Genomic DNA, 22574 nt, shown 5'->3' on the forward strand with positions numbered 1-22574 from the left:
TAAGGTTATGCTAACTTAAAGTAATCAATATAAGTGTTCAGATCTTTATCTCCACGGCCAGAAAGGCTAATAACGACCACATCGTCTTTTTTGAATTTCCTATGTTCAAAAATGGCAAATGCATGCCCTGTTTCTATAGCGGGAATAATACCTTCTAATTTTGATAATTCCAATCCTGCAGCCATGGCTTCATCATCTGTAGCCGAATAAAACTCTGCACGGCCAGATTTGTAAAGGTGAGAATGCATAGGCCCAACGCCAGGATAATCTAATCCGGCAGAAATGGAGTAAGGCTCGGTAATTTGTCCATCTATGGTTTGCATCAACATGGTTTTACATCCATGAATGATTCCTACTTTACCAAGTGCGGATGTTGCTGCGCTCTCACCAGAATCCACGCCTTTACCTGCAGCTTCAACTGCAATAATGCCAACCTCAGGCTCGTGTAGAAAATGATAATAGGTACCTGCGGCATTACTGCCACCACCAATACAAGCTACCACGTAATCTGGATTTTCACGACCTTCTTTCTCTTTTAACTGCCATTTTATTTCCTCGGATATTACCGATTGAAAACGAGTGACCATATCTGGGTAAGGGTGTGGACCAATGGCAGAACCAATGATATAATGAGTGTCTACCGGATTGTTAATCCAATCTCTAATAGCTTCGTTGGTAGCATCTTTAAGTGTTCTACTTCCAGATTTTGCAGGTCTAACTTCGGCACCCAACATTTTCATACGGGCAACATTTGGCGCTTGGCGTGCAATATCTATTTCCCCCATGTAAACAATACATTCCATACCCATAAGAGCACAAACGGTTGCCGTAGCCACACCGTGTTGTCCAGCACCGGTTTCGGCAATAATTCTAGTTTTGCCCAATTTTTGAGCCATAAGAATTTGACCTATGGTGTTGTTCACTTTATGTGCACCAGTATGATTAAGATCTTCTCTTTTTAAGTATATTTTGCAACCATGTTTTTCAGAAAGACGTTTGGCAAAATATAGGGGGGAAGGTCTACCCACATAATCTCTTAACAGCTGATGAAACTCTTTTTGAAAAGAATCTTCATGCATCAATTTTAAATAATTTTGGCGTAGTTCTTCTACATTTGGGTACAACATTTCCGGTATATAGGCACCACCAAATTCACCGTAGTATCCTTTTTCGTCAGCATTATAATTCATAGCGCTTCTTTAAACTTTTGTAATTCTTCAATATTTTTTAACCCTGGATCTATTTCAAATTTGCTATTTACATCAATGGCATAGCAGAATTTAGACTCGGGTGATTTCATAAACTCATTAATTTTATCAAGACTGTTCAAACCAATTCCCCCACTTAAAAAGAAAGGCTTGTTAGAAGGATAATTCTTAAGGACAGACCAATTAAAGGTATAGCCATTGCCCCCAGGAAGTTTCCCTTTAGTATCAAAAAGATAAAAATCGCACACATCTTCATAGGGCATTAAACTTTCAAAATCAAACTCATCTTTAATGGAAAATACTTTAATGATCTCAATTTTTTTATTCAACTTCATAAGTTCCTCTGCAACTTGTCTACAATATTCAGGGCTCTCGTGACCATGCAATTGAAGACCCTGTAATTGATGTTTTTTGACCAACGTAATAATATAGTCTATATCGGCATCAACAAAAACGCCTACTTTATTGATAGTGTGCGGTAATTCGGGAATTTCCCCATCAAAAAATCTAGCAGAATGTTCCCAAAATATAAAACCAAGATAATCTGGTCGCAATTGTGCAACTTCAGAAGTATTTAGTTTCATACCGCAGATTTTGAGTTTCATTTTATTTCTTTAGATCTTTAATAAATTGAATGGCACTCTCGCCTGGAGTATCGGTTTTCATAAAATTCTCTCCGATTAAAAATCCTTTATAACCATACGTTTTTAATTCCTTAATTGCTTCAATAGAACTTATTCCGCTTTCAGATACTTTTACAAAATCATCAGGAATTTGGGATGAAAGCGATTTACTGGTCTCTAAGCTAACTTCAAAAGTCTTTAGATTTCTATTATTGACTCCTAACATATCTATGCTGTGCATGATTGATTTATGAAGTTCGTCTTCATTGTGTACTTCTAATAAAACATCTAAACCTAAGCTTTTTGCCAATTCAGAGAATTTTTTTATTTCTTCTCTGGTTAGCACGGCAGCAATAAGAAGAATAACATCTGCGCCATAAGCTTTGGCTTCTATAATTTGGTATTCACTAATTATGAACTCCTTACGTAATAACGGTAATTGTGCCGATGCCCTTGCAATGATCAAGTCTTCTAAAGAACCACCAAAATATTTAATATCGGTAAGTACGCTCATACCACAAACACCCGCTTTTTCATACCCCATGGCAACCTGCCCAACATTTGCATTTTGATTGATGCTTTCTTTGGATGGTGATCTTCTTTTAAATTCAGAAATAATACCGGTGTCACTATCTTTAAGAGCTTGAGCCAGTGAAAAAGTCTCTCTGTTGAATAATACAGAATGTTCATATTGTGAAGAAGGGAAAATCAAATTTTTCAATTCTACTTCCTTTCGTTTATCCGCTACAATTTTGTCTAGAATATTCATTACATGTGTGTTTAGATAGTCCCATTTCATTGAGACGCAAAGTGTGCTGTTTAATTTTTGCTCAACTCTTGTATTTTCTTCAATGCGTTCAATCCTTTTCCACTTAACAAAGATTCTTTGGCTTTTTCAAATCCTTGAATAGGAGTTAGGTTATTTACTGTGGCTATGGCAATACCGGCATTGGCACAAACTACATTATTTTGCGCTTCTGTGCCTTTACCTTGTAATACATTCATAAAAATTTGAGCAGAAGATTCAATGCCGTCACCGCCGACAATATCGGTTTGTTTAATTTCCGGCACACCAAAATCAGAAGGCTTTAGCATTGTTTCGGTATGGTTAGAAATGGTTTTGGTATTTCCTGTCAATGATATTTCATCATAACCGTCCAAGGCATGTAGTACGGTAAAATTTTTATCTGTTTTTTGATAAAGGTATCCGTACATACGAGCTAATTCAAGATTAAAAACACCTACCATTTGGTTTTTTGGAAATGCAGGATTTACCATAGGTCCCAACATGTTAAAGAATGTTTTTACCGCCAGATCTTTACGAATAGGGGCAACGTTTTTCATAGCCGGATGAAATAGGGGTGCATGTAATACACAAATACCAGCCTCATCAATACATTTTTCTAAAAAGCCGGCATTGTTACTGAACTTGATTCCTAAAAACTCCATTACATTACTACTTCCGCATTTAGAGGAAACACCATAGTTGCCATGTTTGGTAACTTTTACACCGGCACCGGCAGTAACAAAAGATGCCAATGTAGAAATATTAAAAGTGTCTTTGCCATCACCACCAGTACCGCAAAGATCTATGGGGTTGTAAGCAGATAAATCTACTGCCAAGCATAAATCTAGCAATGCATCTCTAAACCCTTCTAATTCTTCAATGGTAATACTTCGCATCATATAAACGGTCAAAAAAGCTGCTATTTGACTTGTATTGTAGTCGCCTTTAGCAATATTGACCAATATGCGCTTTGCATCTTCTTTGGAAAGTATCTCGTGATTTATGAGCTTATTTAATGTTTCTTTCATTTTTTAAATACTATACAGTTCAACCTTAAGTTTAGTTCGCTTTAATATGATTTAAGCGTTCAGCCAGTTCTCTAACATTTTTTTTCCTTGAGGAGTAAGTACGGATTCTGGATGAAATTGTACCGCATGTACGTCGTATTTTTTGTGTTGTAAAGACATTATTTGTCCGTTTTCATCTACTGATGTTGCTTCTAGAGCATCTGGTAAATTAGTGTCTACGACCCATGAATGATATCTGCCAACTTCTATTTCTTTGGGAATATCTTTAAAAATTACGGCATCTTTGGTAATGTTGATCTTAGTGGCTATACCGTGGTATACTTCCTTTAGATTGATCAATGATCCTCCAAAAACTTCCGCTATTGCTTGTTGACCTAGGCATACCCCAAAAATACTTTTGGTTGGGGCATACTTTTCTATAATTGGTTTAAGAAGTCCGGCTTCATCTGGAATACCAGGTCCGGGAGATAATACAATTTTATCAAAAGCATCAATCTCTTCAAGTGTAAGTTGGTCATTACGCTTTACAACGACCTCGCATTCCAATTCTTCTAGATAATGAACAAGGTTATAAGTAAAGCTATCGTAATTGTCTATGACTAATATTTTTTTCATTTTAAATGTCTTCTGCTATTTCTAAAGCCTTGGTTAATGCACCTAGTTTGTTATACGTTTCTTGTAGTTCACTTTCTGGGTCAGAAGCAGCAACAAGACCTGCACCAGCTTGATAATGGAGATTATGATTTTTGCTTAAAAACGTTCTGATCATTATTGCATGGTTAAAGTTTCCAGAGAAATCCATAAAACCTATGGCCCCACCATAATAGCCCCTGCTAGTCTTCTCATATTTTTCAATAAGCTGCATGGCCATATGTTTTGGGGCGCCACTCAAGGTACCTGCAGGAAAAGTGTCTGCCACCACTTTCATGGTAGGTATATCTGGTTTTTTCATGCCTGTAACTTTAGATACCAAATGGATCACGTGAGAGAAAAACTGTACTTCCCTATAATTCTCGACTTTAACTACATTACCATTTCTGCTCAAGTCGTTCCTAGCTAAATCTACCAGCATAACGTGCTCACTGTTCTCTTTGTCATCGGTCTTTAGCTCCTTGGCGAGTTGTGCATCTTGTTCATCATTACCAGTTCTTTTAAAAGTACCGGCTATAGGGTGAATTTCGGCTTTGCCTTCGCTTACAATAAGTTGCGCTTCAGGTGAACTTCCAAAAATTTTAAAATCCCCGTAATCAAAATAAAACAAATAGGGCGAAGGATTTACCGAGCGCAAAGCTCTATAAACATTAAATTCATCACCTTTAAAACCTTGCGAAAAACGTCTACTTAAAACCAACTGAAATACATCGCCACGTTGACAGTGTTTTTTTGCCAAAGCAACATGCTCTCTATATTCCTCATCTTTAAGATTAGACTTTCGGTCACCATCTATTTTAAAGTTGTAAGTGGCAAAATTTCTAATATTTAGTAGTTGTTCCAGTTCTGGAATGTTATTATCGGTATTATAGCAATGCGCAAAAAGGTATGCTTCGTTTTTGTAATGATTGATTGCAATAATGTTTTGGTAAACCGCATAATACACATCTGGTATGCTTACCGAATCTGATTTTTGAGATATTTCCAAATCTTCAAAATACCGAACTGCATCATATGACATATAACCAAATAGTCCATTATTAATGAATTTATAATCATTGCTATCTGCCTTAAAAGCTTTGCTGAAAGAATCAATACTTTCAACAACGTCTATTTCTGGTGTTATTTTAATTTCTTCAACCGCACCATCGGGAAATTGTTTTGTAATGATTTCGTTTTCCACTTTAATCGATGCAATAGGATTGCAGCAGATATATGAGAAACTGTTGTTATTGGCATGATAGTCGCTACTTTCCAAAAGAATACTATTTGGAAAACGGTCTCTAATTTTTAAATAAACACTTACCGGTGTTACCGTATCGGCAAGAATTTTTTTATGGTATGTTTTAAATTGATAGGCCATAGGTACTTTTATAAAATAAAGAAGGCTTGTCGTGATGACAAGCCTTTATATAGTTTTACTACAATGATGCTTTGCTCACGATGTTTTTCGTAAGTTGTTCCACCACCAAGTATTTGCGATTAAATTTTTCATTGAGGTTCAAATATAAAAAGGAAATTTAAACTTACAAACTTTACCTTATCAAAAATAAAAATCCCTTTGAATATATCTCAAAGGGATTTTAAATTGTTGTAATTCCACAAGTTTTATAGCTATCTAAAGCTTATAGTGCTAAATCTACCACTAAATCAAAGTCATCATAAATAGCTTTGTCACCTAAATTATCAAAAAAGCTTCCTGAGCCATATTTAATATCATATTTAGTTCTATCTATTTTAAGCGTAGCTGAAGCCTTATTTTCAAACATAGATACAACTAAAGTAACAGGCTTGGTAATTCCTTTAATTGTAAGGTCACCGGTTACCGTATATGAGTTATCGTTCATGGGTTTAACCGAAGTAAAAACCAATTTGGAAGTTGGGTTGCTTTCAACACCAAAGAAATCTGCAGACTTCAGGTGTCCCTCTAATTTTTCTTTTCCTTTTCCTGCTTCTAGGTCGGTAACAACTATAGAAGTCATATCAACTACGAATTCTCCACCAACTAATTTTTTGCCCTTCATTTCTAAGTGACCAGATTTTAGATTAATGTTTCCATCATGTGAACCAGTAACCTTATATCCTTTCCAGGTAACTTTACTTTCGCTGACTTTTACTTCTTTCTTTTCGCCATCAATTGGGGTGGTAGCGGTTGCAGAGAAGCCAAAAACAGCTACGAATACTAAACTTAATAATGATTTTTTCATGTTTCTAATTTTAAATGATTGTGTTTAATTTATATGTGTGTAATTATTTGTTCTTGTGAATATCTCACCTTTGGGTAGTGTTGCGTATCATCTTCGGTTGATCTATAACCGACAGCTAAAACTACTGCTGCGTTTAGACCTTTTTTGGTTAAGCCCAAAATTTTATTATACTGTTCTTTATTAAAACCTTCCATTGGGCAAGTATCTATTTCCATTTCTGCAGCAAGGGTCATTAAGTTTCCTAACACAATATATGCTTGGTTAGATGACCATTTATTTTTATCGTCATTAGGTAGGTCTAATAGTGCAGATTTAATACTTTGGGAATACCCCTCAAGATCTTCTTTTGTAACCCCTCTAGTGCTTACGATATTATCTATATAATCGTCAATTAATGCTTCGTCAAAATTAGGTTTGTTAGCAAGAACGAAAAGGTAAGATGAATCGGTAATTTGTGGTTGGTTGTATGAAGCTTTTCTTAACTCTTGTCTAATATTATCATTTTTAATAACATAAATTTCATAAGGTTGTAAACCATAAGAGGAGGCTGTTAGTTTTGCCCCTTCTAGTAAAGTGTCAAGATCAGCCTTACTAACTTGTTTAGAGCTATCGAATTTTTTAGTGGCATAGCGCCAGTTTAATTTATTTAATATCGTATTCATAGTTGTGCTTAAAATTTATCTAATAATTCATTGAATTGATGTAACTCTTCTTCTGTAAAATTTTTAAGCATATTTTCTTCTGCTTCAAAAAGTATTCCATCAATTTGTTTTAAGATGTTCAATCCATCTTCGGTAATTACAATTTCTACTTTTCTTCTATTTTTTTCGCATACGGTTCTGTTAACATATCCCTTTAAAATTAGCTTATCTACTAAGCGGGTAGTGTTACTCATTTTAGTAACCATTCGCTCATTAATTGTAGAAAGGTTTGCAGGTTTTCCATTTTGCCCTCTTAATATTCTTAGTACATTAAACTGCTGAACCGAAATGTCAAAAGGCTTCAACACCATAGAAACTTCCTCATTTAGTTTATTGGCTACCAGAGCTACATGAATTAATGTCCGTTTGGCCAACGGCATTTTTTTGTTTGTTTTTAAAATTTCCTCTACATTCATGTGTGTACAATAATTGTATGTACAAATGTAAAATTATTTTGTTAGGATTAGTGATTGTTCAGATTAATTTTTTGTTAAAAATAGTTGTGAGGTATAAATAAATAAAAATCGATTATTTTTACGGTATATAATTTACACTATGGCAGATTTATCACAACAAGAATGGGAAGAGCAATTGGAGAAAGATTCTAATGCAATAATTCTCGATGTAAGAACAGAAGAAGAAGTAGAGGAAGGTATAATTCCAAATTCAATTAATATAGATATCTATAAAGGACAAGAGTTTGTGGCTGAACTTGAGAAGTTAGATAAGACCAAAAATTATTACGTGTATTGTAGGTCTGGTAATAGAAGTGGTCAAGCTTGTGCAATTATGAAGAATTTAGGTTTTGATAAGGCTTTTAATCTTCAAGGCGGATTTATGAATTGGGAAGGAGAAACCGCTTAATTTTATTTCTTTAAGAAAATATGCCCGCTTTACAGCGGGTTTTTTATTTTTATGAAATGAAGGAAGATTTGCTTCATTTTATATGGAAGTACAAAAAATATCCAGTAAATGGATTAGAAACTACATCTAATGAACCCGTTTATATAAAGTCTGCCGGGACCCATAATCATTTAAGTGGTCCTGATTTTTTTAACGCGCAAATAGAATTGAATGGTCAATTGTGGGCAGGTAATGTTGAGATACATGTAAAATCATCAGACTGGTATGCGCATAACCATCAAGAAGATCGTAACTATGATAATGTAATTTTACATGTAGTATGGGAAGATGATATAGGTGTATATAGAAAAGATGGAGGTCAAATACCAACACTTTCCCTTAAGAACTATATTCCTGTGCAAGTGCTAGAGAATTATCAAAAATTGTTCAATCTTAAAAACCATAGGTTCATAAACTGTGAAAATGATTTTGACAAGGTTGACGGATTTATAAGGAATAATTGGTTAGATCGCTTGTTTATAGAGCGTTTGGAACAAAAATCGGTCTACATTAATGAATTATTGCGCTATACCAATAATAACTGGGAACAAGTTTTGTTTTTAATGTTATTAAAATCTTTCGGGTCAAAAAATAATCGTGAAATATTTGTTGAAATAGGCAAGTCTATTGATTTTTCGATCATTAGAAAATTGTATAAAAAGCCACTTCAGATGGAAAGCTTGCTTTTAGGGCAGGCAAATTTATTGGAAACTACCATAGATGATGATCAGTACTTAAGTGAATTAAAAAAGGAATATACTTTTCTGAGCCATAAGTTTAATTTGATCTCGGTTTTCAAGTCCCCAGAATATTTTAGGCTTAGACCAATGAACTTTCCTACTATAAGATTAGCCCAATTGAGTGCCATTTATGCTGAGAATAATAATTTATTCCATTCATTGATTGAAAATAATGAGTTAGATTTTCAGGAATATTTTAAAGTAGGTACTTCTCAATATTGGGATACCCATTATAATTTTGGTAAGAACTCTAAAAAAGGCAAAAAGAAAATATCAAATTCATTTTTAAATTTATTGATCATTAATACCATAATACCTTTAAAGTTTGCTTACAATAGGTATAAGGGCGCTCAGGATAATGAAGGTTTATTTAAAATGATGGCTAAAATTAAAAAGGAAGAAAACAGTATTATAGCTAACTTTGATAAATTAGAAACATCAATCCTTAGTGCTAAAGATTCTCAAGCCTATCTTCAATTGTACAATAATTACTGTACAAAAGATAAATGTTTAGATTGTGCCATAGGGGTATCTTTATTGAATGTAAAAGTCTAATTTTATACGTAATGAATGTATTCTATAAATTATTGCTTTATTTTCAAAAAAGAGGATTCGAAGTGTGCGGTAGAATTGCCGAGCGCTTGGGTATAAGGGCAAGAGTGGTTAGAACTTCTTTTATTTATCTGACCTTTGTAACAGTAGGTTTTGGTTTTGCTCTTTATCTTTTTCTCGCCTTTTGGTTGAAAATTAAGGATCTTGTTTATACCAAACGAAATTCTGTCTTTGATCTGTAGTATATGATAAACTTGTTTAAGTCTAAAATATATTTGGCGCTGACATTAATGCTAATGGTTTTGACCTTTGGTGTGTTGGGCTATAGGTTTATTGCAGATTATAGTTGGGTAGATGCTTTTTATATGACTATAATTACGGTCACTACTGTAGGGTTTTCCGAAGTAAGGCCTATGGGACCAGAAGGCAAGATCTTTACAATAATTCTTATAGTTACAAGTGTATTTATAGTTGGTTTTGCAATATCAATAGTCACCGAATACCTACTTTCCAGAAATTCAGTAGAACTGCTTAAAAAGAAGAAAATGAAGAATGCTATCGAAAATTTAAATCAGCATGTGATCGTCTGTGGTTTTGGACGAAATGGAATGCAAGCGGCAGAAAAATTAAAGGCGTATAGGCGACCTTTTGTGGTAATAGAAAAAGATAAGGAGATAATAGAAAGGTTTGAAGATGACGTATTGTTTATTGAAGGCGATGCAAATGATGATGATGTGCTATTGCAGGCAGGTATAGAGCGAGCAAAATTTTTAATAGCAACATTACCTGATGATGCAGCTAATCTGTTTGTAGTATTATCGGCAAGGCAAATGAAGAAAAATCTATTCATTATAAGCAGAGCTTCTTTAGTAAATTCTCAGAAAAAATTGTTTTTGGCAGGTGCTAATAAAGTAATTATGCCAGATAAAATAGGTGGAGACCATATGGCATCCTTAGTAGTGATGCCGGATTTAATAACGTTTATGGACAAGCTTTCCACAGAAGGTGAAAACACTACTAACCTAGAGGAAGTGGCAATAGAAGATTTTTCGGATCAAATAGAATGTAACTCTTTAAGGGATTTGGATTTAAGAAGAAAAACCGGATGTACCATAATAGGTTACATATCACCTGATGGTAATTATATCATCAACCCAGAAGCGGATATGGAACTGCAACCAAAAAGTAAGGTCATTGTGCTGGGAAGACCGGAACAAATTAAAAAATTAAACGAGATGTTCCATATAGAATAATCATCTTTCTATCATATATATTTGATTGCATCCATTATTTTTAGGATATTGCTAGACTAACTGACTAATTCAAAAAATTTTAAAACTTATGAAGTATAGACTTCTAACTCTATTAACACTGTTGATACCATTTCTTTCAATTGCACAAGAAAAAGGTTTGGATGAAAAAGTAAATGACGCCTTTATGCCTTTTGCAACGTGGTGGGAAGCTACAGTATTGACTTCTGTTCCAATTGCCGGGTATAACATACCAATTGTATTGATTCTTTTGATAGCAGGAGCTACCTTTTTTACCATTTATTTCAAATTTCCGGGTATAACTAAATTTCCATTGGCAATTAATGTTGTAAGGGGTAAATATGAGGAAATTGAAAAATACGGGCTGGAAAAAGTCCAGCAGCATATGACCGAAGATGGTGATATACCTGATACTATTAGAGACGAAAGTGAAGAGGGTGAGGTAAGTCACTTTCAAGCTTTGGCAACTGCTGTTTCTGGTACAGTAGGTCTGGGTAATATAGCGGGGGTTGCCGTAGCAATTGCTTTGGGTGGTCCTGGGGCAACATTTTGGATGATCGCTTGCGGACTTATTGGTATGTCAACAAAATTTGTAGAATGTACTTTAGGGGTTAAATATCGTGATGTAGGTCCTGATGGCACTGTTTACGGTGGTCCAATGTACTATTTGTCGCGTGGACTTAGTGAAAGTAACTTTAAGATTTTAGGTAAAATATTAGCCGGTATCTTCGCAGTGCTATGTGTGGGTGCATCTTTTGGTGGTGGTAACGCTTTTCAATCTAATCAAGCTGCCGTACAATTGACTTCAATGTTAAATTTAGAAGGTGGGGCTACAGGTGTGATTATTGGAGTAATACTTGCGGTATTGGTAGGTATTGTAATCATTGGAGGAATTAAAAAGATTGCCAGTGTTACAGAAAAGATAGTTCCTTTTATGGCAGGTATTTATGTATTGGCTTCTTTGGTAATCATATTTGCAAACATAAAATATATAGGTGATGCATTCGGGATGATTTTCGCTGGTGCATTTTCTCCAGATGCTGCAATTGGTGGTATTATTGGGGTTATCATTGTAGGTTTTCAAAGAGCGGCTTTCTCTAATGAGGCTGGAGCAGGGTCTGCTGCAATTGCACACTCGGCGGTAAAGACAAGATATCCGGCAAGTGAAGGTATAGTAGCGTTGTTGGAACCGTTTATTGATACCGTGGTAATTTGTACCATGACCGCGTTAGTGATCATTTTCTTTAATATGGATGCCGGTGCTTTTGATTATGGTAATGGTATTGGTAGTACCGTAATGTTAAATGATACTGGAGCATATGTTGGTGGTGTGGACTTAACTTCAATGGCATATGACTCTGTAATACCTGGGTTTAGATATGTACTTACCATTGCAATTATACTATTTGCCTTTTCAACAATGATATCTTGGTCTTATTACGGACTTCAATCTTGGAAATATTTGTTTGGAAGAGGGAAAACTGCAGATATCGTTTATAAGGTTCTTTTCTTAATGTTCGTGGTTATTGGTGCAGCAGCAACGCTTGACGCTGTAATCAAGTTTTCAGATGCTATGATTTTGGCATTGGTATTTCCAAATATGATAGGTCTGCTTATCCTTTTCCCTAAGGTTAAGAAGAGTTTTGATAGGTATTTGACAGCCATTAAAAAGGTGTACTAATATTTTTATAGATTTTGAAAAATCTCAAATCCCACTTCAAGTTTAATAAACAAGAACGAAGTGGGATTTTCTTTTTGTTGTTATTGCTTATCCTTGTTCAAATAGGTTACTATGTCTACAGATCCTATTCTTCAAAAGTGTCAGGTCCTTTAATTTTAGAAAATTCCCTTCAGGTCCAGGTAGATTCTCTTAAAACCATAGCAGCAAAGAATAATAAGGAGCGTGTCTACCCATTTAATCCTAATTTTATTACTGATTTTAAAGGATATTCTTTGGGTATGACAGTAGAAGAGATTGATAGGCTACATGAATATAGAAAGCGAAATAAGTTTGTGAATTCAGCGGAAGAGTTTCAGGAGGTTACCAAGGTTTCAGATTCCTTATTAAATGTAATCTCTAAGGATTTCAAGTTTCCGGAATGGACACAAAATGCTAAACCTAAACCTGCCCATGAGTCTAGGTCTATTAAATCTGAAAAGGTCAATAAAATAGTTTTGAAGGATTTGAACACTGTTACTGCGCAAGACTTGCAGAAAATAAGTGGAATTGGTGAGAAATTGTCTGCTAGGATTATAAAATTTAGAGATAGGTTGGGTGGTTTTTTAATCGATGAGCAATTGTATGATGTTTATGGTCTTGAAAAAGATGTGGTAAAAAGAACTTTGAAAGAGTTCAGGGTGATCAGTAAACCAAAAATCGTGAAAATTAACGTAAATATTGCAACTGCTTCAGAATTGTCAAAATTGATATATCTTCAAAAACACGTATCAGAAAGCATAGTAAATTATCGTAATCTCAACGGAAGTATTAATTCTTTGAACGAATTATCAAAAATAGAAAATTTTCCTATAGAGCGTATTGATAGAATTGCCTTATATTTGTCATTATAAAAATAACGCTATGCAAAGTATGTACTTCACCGAAGAACATCAATTATTTAGGGCCAGCCTTAAAGATTTTTTACAAAAAGAAGTAGTTCCCCATATAGACAAGTGGGAAGAAACAGGGACTATAGAAAGGTTTATTTGGAAGAAGTTTGGGGATATGGGCTATTTTGGTTTGGCAACTCCTGAACAAGATGGTGGACTTGGACTTGATCTCTTTTATACTATTATATTGTTAGAGGAACTTCAGAAAATTAATTCTGGAGGATTTGCGGCGGCAATATGGGCACATGCATATTTGGCAATGACCCACTTGAACAAAGAGGCAGATTCTTTTTTAAAGGAGAAATATCTGCGTCCAAGTGTAGATGGTGTTAAAATTGGCTGTTTATGTATATCTGAACCTTTTGGTGGTAGTGATGTAGCTGCAATGAGAACAACTGCAATTAAAAAAGGTGATCATTATGTTTTAAATGGTTCTAAGACCTTTATTACTAATGGGGTGTATGCGGATTATATGATTGTTGCGGCTAAAACAAATCCTGAATTAGGGAATAAAGGAATAAGCATATTTGCAGTAGATAGAAACAGTGAAGGTGTAACGGCTAATAAGTTGAATAAACTGGGTTGGCGAGCATCCGATACTGCAGAATTGGCTTTTGATAATGTTAAAATACCTGTTGAGAATTTAATGGGTGTTGAAAATATGGGTTTTTCTTATATAATGGAGCACTTTTCATTAGAAAGGTTGATCATGGGGGTAAATGCCCATGCCCGTTCTGAGCATGTTTTGGAGTATGCATTGAATTATATGTCAGAAAGAGAGGCGTTTGGTAAATCTATTAATCAATTTCAAGCGTTAAGGCATAGGGTAGTTGATCTTTATGCGGATATAGATATGTGTAAAGAGTATAATTACTCTGTAGCCTATAAATTGGATAAGGGGCAATATGTGGTGAAAGAAGCCACTATTTCAAAATTGAAATCCACAAAGGTTGCAGATGAGGTTGCTTATGAATGTTTGCAATTTTTAGGTGGTTACGGGTATATTGAGGACTACCCCATGGCACGAAATTTTAGGGACAGCAGGTTAGGACCTATTGGTGGTGGAACATCTGAAATATTAAGGGAAATAATTTCTAAGATTATCATTGATAAGAAAGAATATAAGCCTGCTACGGTTTAGTTCTAGAAATTTAAAAGTTTAAAAAATAGATTAAAGGTTGCCCATTTAAATATAGTTAGTATATTTGCAGCCTTAATCATAAAGAAAGGAGGTTGTAGCCCATGTTAATAATACCAGTAAAAGAAGGAGAAAACATCGATAGAGCTTTAAAGCGTTTCAAGCGTAAGTTTGATAAGACAGGTACAATGAGACAGTTGCGTAAGCGTCAACAGTTCACAAAACCTTCAGTTGAGCGTAGAGCACAGATACAAAAAGCAGAATATATTCAAGGTCTAAGAGATCAAGAAGAAGTTTAGGCTTTGTTTTAGAAAATAAAAATCCCGCAATTTGCGGGATTTTTTTTTGCTCTATATTCAAGTAATTTAAAACTTTGATACCTTTAGGTAATGTATTTATCAGAATTTATATCATACCTCACATTAGAGAAAAAATACTCTGCACATACGGTTAAGGCGTACCAAAATGATATTCTGGAGTTTAAGAATTTTTGTGGGTCTAATTATGAGATTGAAGATATTGATACGGTAGAATATGTTTTAATTCGTCATTGGATAGTAGAATTGTCTGAAAAGCAGATTGATAATAGGACAATAAATAGGAAAATTTCATCATTGAAGGCGTATTTTAAATTCCTTCAAAAAATTGATGTGACTACTGTTAGTCCTTTGAGTATGCACAGAGCATTAAAGACAGCAAAAAAGATAGAGATTCCTTTTTCTGAGCTTGAGATGGAGAAAGTATTATCTGAAATTGAATATGCTGATGATTTTGAAGGGGTGCGGGATGAATTATTAATACATGTTCTTTATGTTACCGGTATGCGTAGGGCAGAGGTTATTTCTTTAAAAGTGTCAGATGTAGATTTTGCGAATATGACCATAAAGGTGCTGGGTAAAAGAAATAAAGAGCGGCTTGTGCCAATGCTTTTGGAAACAAAGGAAAAGTTTAAGATTTATTTGGATTACAGAAAGGGTTTAAAGGAAATTAATGACGGTTCATATATATTTTTGACTTTGTCAGGTAATAAAATATATGAAACACTTGTTTATAGATTAATAAAAAAGTATTTTAGAGAGGTTTCCTCAAAGGTGAAAACGAGTCCGCATATTCTTAGGCATACGTTTGCAACACATCTTTTGAACAAAGGTGCAGATTTAAATGCGGTCAAAGAATTATTGGGTCATTCTAGTCTGGCATCAACCCAGGTATATACGCATAATAGTATTGCTGAATTAAAGAAAGTGCATGCTAAAGCTCATCCAAGGGGAAATAAAAAATAAATGTTTAATCTGGCTAAATTCTTAAGGCCTATAAATTTCCTGACTATGAAAGTAAATACGCAATCGGTAAATTTTAATGCAGACAGAAAATTGATAAATTTTCTTCAAAACAGACTTGATAAGGTGGAAACCTTTTATTCTAAGGTAATTAGCTCTGATGTTTATATGAAAGTGGAAAATACGAGTGCAAAGGAGAATAAGATAGTTGAGATTAAAATTTCTGTACCTAAAGATAAATTTGTGGTAAAAAAGCAATGTAAGTCATTTGAGGAGGCTGTGGATTCAGCTTGTAGTTCGCTGGAACGCAGGCTAATAAAACAAAAGCAGAAATTAAGATTACAAGTTTGAGAAAAATTTTTCAAAATTTGTTTTGAATAAATAAAAAATACTATACATTTGCAGTCCGTTAGAAATAGCGGGCTTTTTTATGACAGAAAAAGTCGTGAAATAAGCCGATGTAGCTCAGCTGGCTAGAGCAGCTGATTTGTAATCAGCAGGTCGTGGGTTCGAGTCCCTCCATCGGCTCTGAAGTTCTTTAAAATAATAGTTTGAGGGGAGATACTCAAGCGGCCAACGAGGGCAGACTGTAAATCTGCTGACTACGTCTTCGCAGGTTCGAATCCTGCTCTCCCCACAAAACTTTTTACTTGAAGGATTTTATTGAAATATTGTAATATTATAAGCGGGAGTAGCTCAGTTGGTAGAGCGTCAGCCTTCCAAGCTGAATGTCGCCGGTTCGAACCCGGTCTCCCGCTCTATAAATTTTGACAGAAATGTCATTCCTGCGAAGGCAGGAATCTGCCATTTGGTAGATTCAACACTTTACGCCGGTGTAGCTCAGGGGTAGAGCGTTTCCTTGGTAAGGAAGAGGTCACGAGTTCAAATCTCGTCATTGGCTCAATTAAGGTATAAATTTGTACACTAATATAAACTAAGATTAAAATACATTAAACATGGCAAAGGAAACTTTCGATCGTTCCAAACCGCACTTAAATATAGGTACTATTGGACACGTGGATCACGGTAAAACTACATTGACTGCTGCTATTACTACTGTTTTGGCAAATGCAGGTCTTTCTGAATTGAGAAGTTTCGATTCTATCGATAACGCTCCTGAGGAAAAAGAAAGAGGTATTACAATTAACACTTCTCACGTAGAGTATTCTACAGCTAACCGTCACTATGCACACGTTGACTGTCCGGGTCACGCGGATTATGTAAAGAACATGGTTACTGGTGCTGCTCAGATGGACGGTGCTATTTTGGTTGTTGCTGCTACGGATGGTCCTATGCCTCAAACTCGTGAGCACATCCTTTTAGGTCGTCAGGTAGGTATTCCAAGAATCGTTGTATTCATGAACAAAGTGGATATGGTTGATGATGCTGAGTTGATCGAATTGGTAGAGATGGAAGTAAGAGAATTACTTTCTTTCTATGAGTATGATGGTGATAATGGTCCTGTGATCGCTGGTTCTGCATTAGGTGCATTGAACGGTGAGCAAAAATGGGTTGATACGGTTATGGAGTTGATGGAAGCTGTTGATAACTGGATCGAACTTCCTGCTAGAGATGTTGATAAGGATTTCTTAATGCCAGTTGAAGATGTATTTACTATTACTGGTCGTGGTACTGTTGCTACTGGTCGTATAGAAACTGGTATTGCAAACACTGGTGATCCTGTTGAGATTATTGGTATGGGTGCTGAGAAATTGAACTCTACTATTACTGGGGTTGAAATGTTCCGTAAAATATTAGATAGAGGTGAAGCTGGTGATAACGTAGGTATCTTGTTAAGAGGTATTGAAAAATCTCAAATTAGCCGTGGAATGGTAATCTGTAAGCCAGGTTCTGTAAAGCCACATGCTAAATTTGAAGCTGAGGTTTACGTATTGAAAAAAGAAGAAGGTGGTCGTCACACACCATTCCATAATAACTATCGTCCACAGTTCTACGTAAGAACTACTGACGTAACAGGTAACATTTCTTTACCTTCTGGAGTTGAAATGGTAATGCCAGGTGATAACCTTACGATTACAGTTGAGTTGATTCAGCCAATCGCATTAAGCGTAGGTTTACGTTTCGCTATCCGTGAAGGTGGTAGAACAGTAGGTGCTGGTCAGGTTACTAAGATTATAGATTAATTTAGTCTTAAAAGAGTATTGTGTATAAGGGTGTTCTGCTCAAGCGGGACACCTTTACATGCAAATAATAGAATTGGTGATTTGGTTCACCGTTCATACGGGTGTAGCTCAGTTGGTAGAGCACTGGTCTCCAAAACCAGGTGTCGGGAGTTCGAGTCTCTCCTCCCGTGCACAATAGAATTTGGATGAATAATCCTATTTGTTGAAATTGTAAAACAGTATTTAAATGTTCACATATATAAAAGAATCCGTTGAAGAGTTAAGGAATAATGTTACTCTTCCTTCACGTGCAGAATCATCTAATTTGATGGTTGTTGTAGCTGTGTTTTCTATCCTTTTTGCTTTGGCTACTTGGGGTGTAGATACGGTCTTTAGTAAGGTGATAAAAGCATATTTCAACTACGTTTTAAACTAATAGGACTATGTCAGAGGTTTTAGAGAAAAAATGGTACGTTGTACGAGCTGTAAGTGGTCAAGAGAATAAAATCAAAGGATACATTGAAAGTGAAGTAGAGCGTCATGGTTTTTCAGACTATTTAGAGGATGTTCTTGTTCCTACTGAAAAGGTAGTTCAGATTAGAAACGGCAAGAAAATTAATAAAGAAAGGGTTTATTTTCCTGGGTATATCATGATCAAAGCCAATTTAGGTGGGGAGATGGTGCATATCATACGTTCAATAACCAATGTTATTGGGTTTTTAGGGGAAACTAAAGGGGGAGATCCTGTTCCTTTGAGAAAAAATGAGGTTAACCGTATGCTTGGTAAAGTAGATGAGTTAGCTGTGAATACAGATAGTGTTGCAATTCCATTTGTTTTTGGTGAAACGGTTAAGGTAATTGATGGTCCTTTTAATGGCTTCAATGGAACTGTTGAGAAAATTAATGAAGAAAAACGCAAGCTAGAGGTTATGGTTAAGATTTTTGGTAGAAAAACACCATTGGAGCTTAGCTATATGCAAGTAGAGAAGATTTAAGTATTTAGATTAAGTGTTACATACATATAATTAAAGTAGTGTTGCTTCCGTAAACACGCTTTTAATTTAATTTTAAACAATGGCAAAAGAAGTAGGTAAAGTAGTTAAACTACAAGTTAGGGGAGGTGCAGCGAATCCATCGCCACCGGTTGGACCCGCCTTAGGTGCTGCTGGTGTTAACATTATGGAATTCTGTAAGCAGTTCAACGCTCGTACGCAGGATAAACCAGGTAAAGTATTACCAGTTGTTATCACCGTTTACAAAGATAAGTCTTTCGACTTCGTTGTAAAAACACCACCGGCGGCAATTCAGCTATTGGAAGCGGCTAAGATTAAAAAAGGATCTGGCGAACCTAACAGAGTAAAATTAGGTAGTGTTACCTGGGACCAAATCAAGGCGATTGCCGAAGATAAAATGGTTGACCTTAATGCGTTTACAGTTGAATCGGCAATGAGTATGATTGCTGGTACTGCACGTTCAATGGGTATGAAGGTAGCTGGTAAAAGACCTTTTTAAAATCTTAAAAGTAATTAAATGGCAAAGTTAACGAAGAAGCAAAAGGAGGCGCATTCTAAAATAGAGAAAGATAAACTATACTCTGTTACAGAAGCTTCTGCTTTAATAAAAGAAATTACCAATACAAAGTTTGATGCATCAGTAGATTTAGCGGTTCGTTTGGGTGTAGATCCAAGAAAAGCTAATCAAATGGTTCGTGGTGTGGTAACATTACCTCATGGAACTGGTAAAGACGTAAAGGTTTTGGCTTTGGTGACCCCAGATAAAGAAGCGGAGGCTCAAGAGGCAGGTGCTGATTATGTTGGGTTAGATGAGTATTTGGAAAAAATTAAAGGCGGTTGGACAGATGTTGATGTTATTATCACAATGCCAAGCGTAATGGGTAAATTAGGACCATTAGGTCGTGTATTAGGACCTAGAGGTTTAATGCCTAATCCAAAAACAGGTACTGTAACTATGGATGTAGCAAAAGCTGTATCTGAAGTTAAAGCAGGTAAAATAGATTTTAAAGTTGATAAAACAGGTATCGTACATGCTGCGATAGGTAAGGCTTCTTTTTCTGCTGATAAAATAGCGGACAATGCTAAGGAGTTGTTAGATACTTTGAATAAGATGAAGCCAACTGCGGCAAAAGGTGTTTACATGAAAACTATTTTCATGTCTAGCACTATGAGTCCTAGTTTGCAATTAGATCCAAAGTCAGTTTAACAGCTGGTAGTTAAAAATTAATAGTATGACAAGAGAAGAAAAAGCAACGGTTATAAAAGATTTGACTACGCAGTTGGCAGATAGTGCCACTATTTATGTGGCTGATATTTCTGGTTTGGATGCAGGTACAACTTCTGATTTAAGAAGAGCTTGTTTCAAAGCTAATATTAGACTGGCTGTAGTTAAAAACACATTGCTTGCTAAAGCAATGGAGGCTTCTGAAAAAGAATTTGGTGAATTACCTGAAACGTTAAAAGGAAATACTTCTTTAATGTTTTCAGATGTAGCCAACGCTCCGGCAAAATTGATAAAGAATTTTAGAAAAAAATCTAATAAACCTTTATTAAAAGGAGCTTTTGTTGAAGAAGCAATTTACATAGGTGATGAGAACTTGGATGCGTTAGTAAGCATTAAGTCCAAAGAAGAGATGATTGGTGAGATTATTGGATTGTTACAATCTCCAGCCAAAAATGTTATTTCTGGACTTAAATCTGGTGGTGGTAAAATCGCTGGTATCCTTAAAACATTATCTGAAAAATAAGTACGCACAATAAACTAAGTATATTTTAAAAATTTTATTAAACGATAGAAAATGGCAGATTTAAAAGATTTCGCAGAACAATTAGTTAACTTGACAGTTAAAGAAGTAAACGAGTTAGCTGATATATTAAAAGAAGAGTACGGTATTGAGCCTGCAGCAGCAGCAGTAGCAGTAGCTGCCGGTGGTGGTGGTGAAGCTGGTGAAGCAGCAGAGGAAAAGACTGAATTCGATGTTATTTTGAAAGCAGCAGGTGCTTCTAAGTTAGCAGTTGTAAAATTAGTTAAGGAATTAACTGGTTTAGGATTAAAAGATGCTAAAGATATCGTTGATAGCGCACCAAAAGCTGTTAAAGAAGGTGTTACTAAAGACGAAGCTGAAGGTATCAAAAAATCATTGGAAGAAGCTGGAGCAGAAGTTGAGCTTAAATAATAGCAACAACCATATTACTTTTGGTTTAGGTCTTTGCGCTTTTTGCGTTTAGACCTAAGCCTTTTTATAGAATTAGGTATATTAAGAAGTATACAACCCAACTAGTACTCACGATCAAAACACTGTCCGTAGATGTTCACAAATAATACTGAAAGAATAAGCTTTGCTTCTGCAAGAAACACACCGGACTATCCGGATTTCTTAGATATTCAGATTAAATCTTTCCAAGACTTTTTTCAACTTGAGACTAAATCAGATGAAAGAGGTAATGAAGGTCTTTATAACACCTTCATGGAAAATTTCCCAATTACTGATACCAGAAATCAGTTTGTATTGGAATTCCTTGATTATTTCATAGACCCACCTAGATATTCTATCCAAGAATGTATAGAGCGTGGTCTTACTTATAGCGTTCCCTTAAAAGCTCGTTTAAAATTATATTGTACAGACCCAGAGCATGAAGACTTTGAAACTATTGTACAAGATGTTTACTTAGGTACAATTCCTTACATGACACCTAGTGGTACTTTTGTTATCAATGGTGCTGAGAGAGTTGTTGTTTCTCAATTGCATAGATCTCCAGGGGTTTTCTTTGGTCAGTCTTTCCATGCAAACGGGACAAAATTATATTCTGCAAGAGTAATTCCTTTTAAAGGATCTTGGATAGAATTTGCTACCGATATCAACGGCGTAATGTATGCTTATATCGATAGAAAGAAAAAATTACCGGTTACTACTTTGTTTAGAGCTATTGGTTTTGAACGTGATAAGGATATATTAGAGATTTTTGATCTTTCTGAAGAGGTGAAGGTTTCTAATGCCGGTCTTAAAAAAGTATTAGGTCGTAAATTAGCGGCAAGAGTATTGAACACTTGGCATGAGGATTTTGTTGATGAGGATACTGGTGAAGTAGTATCTATTGAGCGTAATGAGATTGTTCTTGATCGTGATACTATTTTAGAAAAGGAACACATAGCTGAAATCATTGATGCTGATGTAAAAACTATTCTTTTACATAAAGAGAATAATGCTCAGTCAGATTATGCTATAATTCACAATACACTACAGAAAGATCCAACGAATTCTGAAAAAGAAGCCGTTGAGCATATCTATCGTCAATTACGTAATGCGGAGCCGCCAGATGAGGAAACGGCACGTGGTATTATTGATAAATTATTCTTTTCTGATCAACGTTATAACTTAGGTGAAGTTGGTCGTTATAGAATGAACAAAAAATTACAGTTGGATATTGGAATGGACAAGCAAGTCTTGACTAAAGAAGATATCATAACTATTATAAAATATTTAATTGAGTTAATAAACTCAAAAGCTGAAATTGATGATATTGATCACTTATCTAACCGTCGTGTAAGAACTGTAGGTGAACAATTATCTTCTCAGTTTGGTGTTGGTCTTGCTCGTATGGCAAGAACAATACGTGAGCGTATGAACGTTCGTGATAATGAGGTATTTACACCAATTGATTTGATTAATGCGAAGACGTTGTCTTCAGTAATTAATTCTTTCTTTGGTACGAACCAATTATCTCAATTTATGGATCA

General features: G+C 35.3%; 26 protein-coding genes, 5 tRNA genes and 1 pseudogene. 23 read left to right on the forward strand and 9 right to left on the reverse strand.

The annotated features are described in order from the left end of the window. Positions 1-5: 5 nt before the first annotated feature. The 9 genes from trpB to B2Z27_RS17845 form a co-directional block, all read right to left on the reverse strand. Entirely contained in the window at positions 6-1190 is a 1185-nt protein-coding gene (gene trpB / locus B2Z27_RS17805) for a tryptophan synthase subunit beta (protein ID WP_074669764.1), read from the reverse strand. Next, the gene (locus B2Z27_RS17810) at positions 1187-1813 is read right to left on the reverse strand and encodes a phosphoribosylanthranilate isomerase (RefSeq protein ID WP_074669763.1); all 627 of its coding nucleotides are present in this window, start codon (positions 1811-1813) and stop codon (positions 1187-1189) included. The genes trpB and B2Z27_RS17810 overlap by 4 nt, the downstream gene beginning before the upstream one ends. Before the next feature lies 1 nt (position 1814). Beyond that, positions 1815-2600 (reverse strand): indole-3-glycerol phosphate synthase TrpC, encoded by a 786-nt coding sequence (gene trpC / locus B2Z27_RS17815; RefSeq protein ID WP_210706594.1) that lies wholly within the window; start codon positions 2598-2600, stop codon positions 1815-1817. Positions 2601-2650: 50 nt separating this feature from the next. After that, positions 2651-3646 carry an anthranilate phosphoribosyltransferase gene (gene trpD / locus B2Z27_RS17820; protein WP_074669762.1) on the reverse strand — a complete coding sequence of 332 codons (996 nt, stop codon included), beginning with the start codon at positions 3644-3646 and terminating at the stop codon, positions 2651-2653. A gap of 51 nt (positions 3647-3697) precedes the next feature. Next, entirely contained in the window at positions 3698-4261 is a 564-nt protein-coding gene (locus B2Z27_RS17825) for an anthranilate synthase component II (protein WP_210706593.1), read from the reverse strand. Between the two features lies 1 nt (position 4262). Further along, the gene (locus tag B2Z27_RS17830) at positions 4263-5660 is read right to left on the reverse strand and encodes an anthranilate synthase component I family protein (RefSeq protein ID WP_286814690.1); all 1398 of its coding nucleotides are present in this window, start codon (positions 5658-5660) and stop codon (positions 4263-4265) included. A 262-nt stretch (positions 5661-5922) separates the two neighbouring features. Next, the gene (locus B2Z27_RS17835) at positions 5923-6504 is read right to left on the reverse strand and encodes a YceI family protein (protein ID WP_172822514.1); all 582 of its coding nucleotides are present in this window, start codon (positions 6502-6504) and stop codon (positions 5923-5925) included. Between the two features lie 29 nt (positions 6505-6533). After that, complete coding sequence (locus B2Z27_RS17840) at positions 6534-7166, reverse strand: NAD(P)H-dependent oxidoreductase (protein ID WP_286814692.1); 633 nt, start codon at positions 7164-7166, stop codon at positions 6534-6536. An 8-nt stretch (positions 7167-7174) separates the two neighbouring features. Continuing rightward, the gene (locus B2Z27_RS17845; protein WP_058105990.1) at positions 7175-7621 is read right to left on the reverse strand and encodes a MarR family winged helix-turn-helix transcriptional regulator; all 447 of its coding nucleotides are present in this window, start codon (positions 7619-7621) and stop codon (positions 7175-7177) included. Positions 7622-7760: 139 nt separating this feature from the next. Between B2Z27_RS17845 and B2Z27_RS17850 the strand changes: the two genes are divergently transcribed. From B2Z27_RS17850 to rpoB, 23 genes and pseudogenes are all read left to right on the forward strand, one after another. Then, the gene (locus tag B2Z27_RS17850) at positions 7761-8069 is read left to right on the forward strand and encodes a rhodanese-like domain-containing protein (protein ID WP_058105991.1); all 309 of its coding nucleotides are present in this window, start codon (positions 7761-7763) and stop codon (positions 8067-8069) included. Positions 8070-8125: 56 nt separating this feature from the next. Beyond that, positions 8126-9403 carry a DUF2851 family protein gene (locus B2Z27_RS17855; protein WP_286814693.1) on the forward strand — a complete coding sequence of 426 codons (1278 nt, stop codon included), beginning with the start codon at positions 8126-8128 and terminating at the stop codon, positions 9401-9403. Between the two features lie 11 nt (positions 9404-9414). Next, the gene (locus B2Z27_RS17860) at positions 9415-9642 is read left to right on the forward strand and encodes a PspC domain-containing protein (protein ID WP_058105992.1); all 228 of its coding nucleotides are present in this window, start codon (positions 9415-9417) and stop codon (positions 9640-9642) included. 3 nt (positions 9643-9645) lie between these two features. Further along, complete coding sequence (locus B2Z27_RS17865; protein ID WP_286814694.1) at positions 9646-10653, forward strand: potassium channel family protein; 1008 nt, start codon at positions 9646-9648, stop codon at positions 10651-10653. A gap of 88 nt (positions 10654-10741) precedes the next feature. Next, complete coding sequence (locus tag B2Z27_RS17870; RefSeq protein WP_210706587.1) at positions 10742-12352, forward strand: alanine/glycine:cation symporter family protein; 1611 nt, start codon at positions 10742-10744, stop codon at positions 12350-12352. A gap of 137 nt (positions 12353-12489) precedes the next feature. Then, on the forward strand, positions 12490-13242 hold the full coding sequence (locus tag B2Z27_RS17875; protein ID WP_244745068.1) for a ComEA family DNA-binding protein: 753 nt from the start codon (positions 12490-12492) through the stop codon (positions 13240-13242). Positions 13243-13252: 10 nt separating this feature from the next. Next, entirely contained in the window at positions 13253-14422 is a 1170-nt protein-coding gene (locus B2Z27_RS17880; protein WP_286814695.1) for an acyl-CoA dehydrogenase family protein, read from the forward strand. 101 nt (positions 14423-14523) lie between these two features. After that, positions 14524-14718, forward strand: coding sequence for a 30S ribosomal protein S21 (gene rpsU / locus B2Z27_RS17885; RefSeq protein ID WP_058105996.1), 195 nt, complete (start codon positions 14524-14526; stop codon positions 14716-14718). 90 nt (positions 14719-14808) lie between these two features. After that, positions 14809-15702 carry a tyrosine-type recombinase/integrase gene (locus B2Z27_RS17890; RefSeq protein WP_286814696.1) on the forward strand — a complete coding sequence of 298 codons (894 nt, stop codon included), beginning with the start codon at positions 14809-14811 and terminating at the stop codon, positions 15700-15702. 45 nt (positions 15703-15747) lie between these two features. Then, positions 15748-16050, forward strand: coding sequence for a ribosome hibernation-promoting factor, HPF/YfiA family (hpf, locus tag B2Z27_RS17895; RefSeq protein ID WP_058105998.1), 303 nt, complete (start codon positions 15748-15750; stop codon positions 16048-16050). A 103-nt stretch (positions 16051-16153) separates the two neighbouring features. Continuing rightward, positions 16154-16227: transfer RNA gene (locus B2Z27_RS17900), tRNA-Thr, on the forward strand. A gap of 27 nt (positions 16228-16254) precedes the next feature. Beyond that, a tRNA-Tyr gene (locus B2Z27_RS17905) sits at positions 16255-16336 on the forward strand. A 48-nt stretch (positions 16337-16384) separates the two neighbouring features. Further along, a tRNA-Gly gene (locus B2Z27_RS17910) sits at positions 16385-16457 on the forward strand. 71 nt (positions 16458-16528) lie between these two features. Next, positions 16529-16600: transfer RNA gene (locus B2Z27_RS17915), tRNA-Thr, on the forward strand. A gap of 55 nt (positions 16601-16655) precedes the next feature. Continuing rightward, positions 16656-17843, forward strand: coding sequence for an elongation factor Tu (gene tuf, locus B2Z27_RS17920; protein WP_058105999.1), 1188 nt, complete (start codon positions 16656-16658; stop codon positions 17841-17843). Between the two features lie 97 nt (positions 17844-17940). After that, positions 17941-18013, forward strand: a tRNA-Trp gene (locus B2Z27_RS17925). Between the two features lie 56 nt (positions 18014-18069). After that, positions 18070-18258: a preprotein translocase subunit SecE gene (gene secE, locus B2Z27_RS17930; RefSeq protein ID WP_058106000.1), complete on the forward strand. Its 189-nt coding sequence runs from the start codon at positions 18070-18072 to the stop codon at positions 18256-18258. 7 nt (positions 18259-18265) lie between these two features. Continuing rightward, positions 18266-18817 carry a transcription termination/antitermination protein NusG gene (gene nusG / locus B2Z27_RS17935; RefSeq protein WP_058106001.1) on the forward strand — a complete coding sequence of 184 codons (552 nt, stop codon included), beginning with the start codon at positions 18266-18268 and terminating at the stop codon, positions 18815-18817. Between the two features lie 79 nt (positions 18818-18896). Beyond that, positions 18897-19334, forward strand: a complete 438-nt coding sequence (rplK, locus tag B2Z27_RS17940) for a 50S ribosomal protein L11 (RefSeq protein ID WP_058106002.1) — start codon at positions 18897-18899, stop codon at positions 19332-19334. Between the two features lie 18 nt (positions 19335-19352). Next, the gene (gene rplA, locus B2Z27_RS17945) at positions 19353-20042 is read left to right on the forward strand and encodes a 50S ribosomal protein L1 (protein ID WP_058106003.1); all 690 of its coding nucleotides are present in this window, start codon (positions 19353-19355) and stop codon (positions 20040-20042) included. Between the two features lie 25 nt (positions 20043-20067). Then, positions 20068-20583, forward strand: a complete 516-nt coding sequence (gene rplJ / locus B2Z27_RS17950) for a 50S ribosomal protein L10 (RefSeq protein WP_058106004.1) — start codon at positions 20068-20070, stop codon at positions 20581-20583. A gap of 51 nt (positions 20584-20634) precedes the next feature. Next, positions 20635-21012, forward strand: a complete 378-nt coding sequence (rplL, locus tag B2Z27_RS17955) for a 50S ribosomal protein L7/L12 (RefSeq protein WP_058106005.1) — start codon at positions 20635-20637, stop codon at positions 21010-21012. 132 nt (positions 21013-21144) lie between these two features. After that, a pseudogene (rpoB, locus tag B2Z27_RS17960) lies at positions 21145-22574 on the forward strand (DNA-directed RNA polymerase subunit beta); the annotation flags it as partial.

The sequence above is a fragment of the Maribacter sp. UBA3344 genome, from assembly GCF_002362375.1.
In the GTDB taxonomy this organism is placed as follows: domain Bacteria; phylum Bacteroidota; class Bacteroidia; order Flavobacteriales; family Flavobacteriaceae; genus Maribacter; species Maribacter dokdonensis.